Origin of the sequence: Phenylobacterium sp. (assembly GCF_028290885.1) — a bacterium.
GTDB lineage: Bacteria > Pseudomonadota > Alphaproteobacteria > Caulobacterales > Caulobacteraceae > Phenylobacterium.
Map to the genome: position 1 here is coordinate 1 of NZ_JAQGIZ010000307.1, position 4669 is coordinate 4669.

Below are 4669 nucleotides of genomic sequence, written 5' to 3' on the forward strand. Positions count from 1 at the left end.
TTCAGGCGCCGAAGTCGCCGCAGCTGGTCCGCGACGCCGAGGCCGTGGTGGCCGCGCCCGGTCCTCTGCCGGCCGGAGCCACCGGCGACCTGCTGCGCCGGGCCGCGGCGGGCGAGGCCGGTCCCAATGTCGCCGCCAAGGCCCAGCCGCTGCTGGACGCCGGCGAGAACCATTCGGGGCTGCTGTCCTTCCGCTACCTCGTGCCCTTCGCCTTCGCGGTCTGCCTGATCTTTGGCCTGGTGGTGCTGAGCGACCGCCGGGCCGGCGGCTACAAGGCGCAGGTGGCGAAGGCCAGGCTGGCCGGCGCCGCCAAATGAGAGCTGGGTCGTGAGCACAGCACCGCCCCTTCGCATCGGCTTCGTGGGCTCCGGCTTCATCGCCAAGTTCCACGCCAAGAGCTTCCAGAGCGTCCGCCACGCCCAGATCACCGGCGTCTACAGTCCGACCGCCGCGCACCGCGACGCGCTCGCTCAGGCCGTGAACGACGCCGAGCTCGGCCCCTGCCGCGCCCACGCCGACCTGGAGAGCCTGCTCGCCGCCCCCGACGTGGACGCGATCTGGCTGCTCGCCCCCAACGACCGGCGCCTGGAGGTCATGCGGGCCGTCCATGCGGCGGTGAAGTCCGGCCGCTCGCAGGTTCGCGCGGTCGCCTGCGAGAAGCCGCTCGGCCGCACGCTCGCCGAGGCCCGCGAGGTGCTGCGGCTCGCCGAGGACGCCGGCCTCGCCCACGGCTACCTGGAGAACCAGGTGTTCTCCAGCGCGGTCGAGCGGGGCAAGGAGATCATCTGGCGCCGCGCGGTGCCCGCCTCCGGTCGTCCCTATCTCGCCCGCGCCGCCGAGGAGCACTCCGGTCCGCACGAGCCGTGGTTCTGGCAGGGCGCGCGGCAGGGCGGCGGGGTGATGAGCGACATGATGTGCCACTCCGTCGAGGTCGGCCGCTTCCTGCTCACCGCGCCGGGCGCCGCGCGGGGCAGCCTGACGGTGAAGTCCGTCCAGGGCTCGGTCGCGCACCTGAAGTGGACCCAGGACCGCTACGCCAAGTCGCTGGCTCGCGACTTCCAGGGCGTCGAGATGCAGCGCCATCCGGTCGAGGACTTCGCCCGCGCCACCATCACGCTCGAGGACGAGGCCGGCCAGGAGTTGATCGTCGAAGCCTCGACGTCATGGTCCTACGTCGGCCCGGGCCTGCGCATCGACCTGGCCCTGCTCGGCCCCGAGTACGCCATGGAGTTCTCCTCGCTGAACCCCTCGCTGAAGGTCTTCCTCTCCCGCGCCATCACCGGCGGCCCAGTTGACAGTAAGGGGGGCGAGGACCTGGTGGAGAAGCAGAACGCCGAACAGGGCCAGATGCCGATCGTCGAGGACGAGGCCGGCACCTACGGCTACGTCGGCGAGAACCGCCACATGGTCGACTGCTTTCGCCATGGCAGGACGCCCATCGAGACCTTCGAGGACGGCGTCGAGGTCACCAGGATGGTCATGGCGCTCTACAAGTCCGCGGAGACCGGCCAGGTCGTCCGCCTGCCCGACGAGAGCCTGGAAACCTACGTGCCCGTCCCTGCGCGGGTGGGAGACTAGAATGGCCGCGGCCGAACCCTATGACGTGATCATCGTGGGCTCCGGTGCGGGCGGCGGGATGAGCGCCTACCACCTGACCAGGTCGGGCCTGAGGTGCTGCTGCTGGAGGCGGGGCGCGACTATGACCCCCGCGTCGAGACCCCGATGTTCAACATCTACGCCGAGGCGCCGCTGCGGGGCGTCGGCACGCCGGACAAGCCGTTCGGCTTCTATGACGCGACGGTGGACGGCGGCTGGCAGGTGCCCAACGAGCCCTACACGGTGGCCGAGGGCTCGGAGCCCTTCATCTGGTGGCGGCCGCGGATGCTGGGCGGGCGCACCAACCACTGGGGCCGCATCGCGCTGCGCTTCGGGCCGCTCGACTTCAAGCCCTACAGCCGCGACGGCCTCGGCTACGACTGGCCGATCGCCTACGACGACCTGGCGCCCTGGTACGACAGGACCGAGAAGCTGATCGGGGTCTCCGGCGCAGCCCCGCCGCGCGGCCTGCTCAACACCCCGGACTCGCCGGCCGGCTGCCTGATGGAGTCCGCCCCGCCCAGGGCCTTCGAGATCTTCTACGAGCGCGCCTTCCGGGCCATGGGCATCCCGGTCATCCCCATGCACGGCGCCGTGGTGACCGGCGCCATGGAGGGCCGAAACACCTGCCTTTTCGCCACCCCCTGCGGTCGGGGCTGCGCGATCGGGGCCAACTTCCAGTCGACGACGGTGCTGTTGCCGCCGGCCATGGCCACCGGCAACCTGACGATCCGGACAGACGCGCTGGTCTACCAGGTCGACCTCGACAAGGCCGGCAAGGCCAAGGGCGTCACCTTCGTCGACCGCAAGACTGGCGAGCACCACTCGGTCACGGCGAAGTCGGTGGTGCTGGCCGCCGGCTCCGGCGAGACGGCGCGCATCCTCTTGAACTCCAAGAGCGCCGGCTTCCCCAATGGCCTGTGCAACACCCACGGCATGGTCGGCCGCTACCTGATGGACAGCGTCGGCACCGGCGTCACCGGCCAGTTCCCGGCCATGGAGGGCCTGCCGCCCACCAATGACGACGGCCAGGGCACCCAGCACACCTACGTCCCCTGGTGGGGCTACGAGAAGCAGAAGGAGCTGGGCTTCGCCCGCGGCTACCACATCGAGATCGGCGGCGGCCGCCACATGCCGTCCATGGGCCTGGCGGGCGTGCTGCCGGACGATGAGCTGAGCGTCGGCGACGCGCTCCGCGAAAAGCTGCGCAATCGCTTCGGCTCGACCATCGGCTTCGACGGCCGCGGCGAGATGATCCCCAACGACGACTGCTATTGCGAGCTCGATCCGACGACCAAGGACAAGTGGGGAATCCCGGTGCTGCGCTTCCACTGGAAGTGGGGCGAGCACGAGACCAACCAGGCCGCCCACGCGGTGAAGACCTTCCTGGAGGTGATCGACCGGCTGGGCGGCACGCCCGAACCCGGCGTCGAGACTGACGGCCGAAAGGCGATCTCCAAGGGCGGCGAGATGATCCACGAGATCGGCACCGTGCGGATGGGGCACAACGAGACGGACTCGGTGGTCAACCAGTACGGCCAGAGCTGGGCGGTCCCGAACCTCTTCGTCATGGACGGGGCGGTGATGGTCTCCAGCCCCGACAAGAACCCGACGCTGTCGATCCTGGCGCTGGCCTGGCGCTCCGCCGACAACCTGGCCTCGCTCGCCAGGCAGGGGGCCCTATGAGCGACGCACCCGAAGACGCACCCGAATATGTCTCCAAGATCGACCGGCGCACGGCGCTGGCCTGGATCGGCGTGGTCGGCGCCGCCACCGCCGTCGGCGCGGGTGTGGTGGTCTACGGCCCGAAAGTGGGCGGCGAGCGCATCACGCGCGGCTACGGGACCGACCCGAAGCTGACCAAGCCCGAGAAGGCGCCCTGGTCGCGGATCATGGTCCAGAGCCAGCTGCAGACCGCCGCCATGCTCGCCGACTTCATCCTGCCGGCCACCGCGGCCGCGCCTTCGGCCAGCTCACTGGGCGTGCCGGACTTCATCGACGAGTGGGTCAGCGCCCCCTATCCGGACCAGCTCAACGACCGGCCGGTGATCCTGAACGGCCTGAACGCCCTGGGCGGCAAGGTGCTCAAGGCGAGCGCGGCGGGGCGGGCCGCGGCGCTCAAGGCGCTTCCGGCCTCAGCCGACCCGGCGGCCCAGGCCTTCTGGAAGACGTTCCGCCATCTGACGATCGGCGCCTATTACACGACCGAGGCCGGCTTCAAGGACATCGGCTACATCGGCAACGTCGCCCGCACCTCCGATCCCGGCCCCTCGGCCGAGGTGAAGGCGGTGCTGGAACGCGAACTCAAGAAACTCGGTCTCTAAGGATGATGGCCATGAAATCCCTCGCGCTTGCTCTAGCCATGGCCGTCCTCGCGACCGGCGCCTTCGCCAAGGACAAGCCCGTGACCCAGGACAACACGCTGACGCCCGCGGAAAAGGCGGCCGGCTGGAAGCTGCTGTTCGACGGCAAATCGACCGCCGGCTGGCGCGGCTTCAAGACGCCGGCGCCCGACGCGGGCTGGAAGGCGGCGGAGGGCGCGCTCAGTCCCGACCCCAAGACCTCCAAGGACCTGGTCACCAAGGACCAGTTCGAGAACTTCGAGCTGTCCTTCGACTGGAAGATCAGCCCGAAGGGCAACTCCGGGGTGATGTTCCACGTGATCCCGGTGGGCGAGGAGACCTACGAGAGCGGCCCCGAATACCAGATCCTCGACAACGCGCACGGCGAGCCGCCGCCGGAACAGGCCGCGGGCCTCTTCGCCCTCTATCCGCCGTCCAAGGACATGACCAGGCCGGTGGGCCAGTTCAACCACGCCCGCATCGTCGTCGACCACGGCAAGGTCCAGCACTGGCTGAATGGCATGAAGGTCGCCGAGTACGTGATCGGCTCGCCGGAGTTCAAGGCCAAGGTCGCCGCCTCGAAATTCAAGCGCTGGCCTCAGTTCGCCACCGGCAAGACCGGCGCCATCGCGTTGCAGAACCACGGCGACGAGGTCTGGTTCAAGAACATCAAGATCAAGGTGCTGAAGTAGCGCACAGCCCGCGCCAATTTGCAGCGCGCGCGGTCCCGC

5 protein-coding genes are annotated in these 4669 nt (G+C 69.6%); all 5 read left to right on the plus strand.

The genetic code is table 11. The annotated features are described in order from the left end of the window. Positions 1-317 (plus strand): hypothetical protein (locus tag JWP28_RS20110; protein WP_299545634.1); only part of this gene is annotated, 317 nt, incomplete at its 5' end. Positions 318-327: 10 nt separating this feature from the next. Beyond that, the gene (locus tag JWP28_RS20115; protein WP_299545635.1) at positions 328-1578 is read left to right on the plus strand and encodes a Gfo/Idh/MocA family oxidoreductase; all 1251 of its coding nucleotides are present in this window, start codon (positions 328-330) and stop codon (positions 1576-1578) included. A 93-nt stretch (positions 1579-1671) separates the two neighbouring features. Next, complete coding sequence (locus JWP28_RS20120) at positions 1672-3282, plus strand: GMC family oxidoreductase (protein WP_299545636.1); 1611 nt, start codon at positions 1672-1674, stop codon at positions 3280-3282. Then, positions 3279-3920 (plus strand): gluconate 2-dehydrogenase subunit 3 family protein, encoded by a 642-nt coding sequence (locus JWP28_RS20125; protein WP_299545637.1) that lies wholly within the window; start codon positions 3279-3281, stop codon positions 3918-3920. The genes JWP28_RS20120 and JWP28_RS20125 overlap by 4 nt, the downstream gene beginning before the upstream one ends. An 11-nt stretch (positions 3921-3931) precedes the next feature. After that, a complete protein-coding gene (locus JWP28_RS20130) occupies positions 3932-4630 on the plus strand; it encodes a DUF1080 domain-containing protein (protein WP_299545638.1) in 699 nt (232 codons plus the stop codon). Positions 4631-4669: the final 39 nt, after the last annotated feature.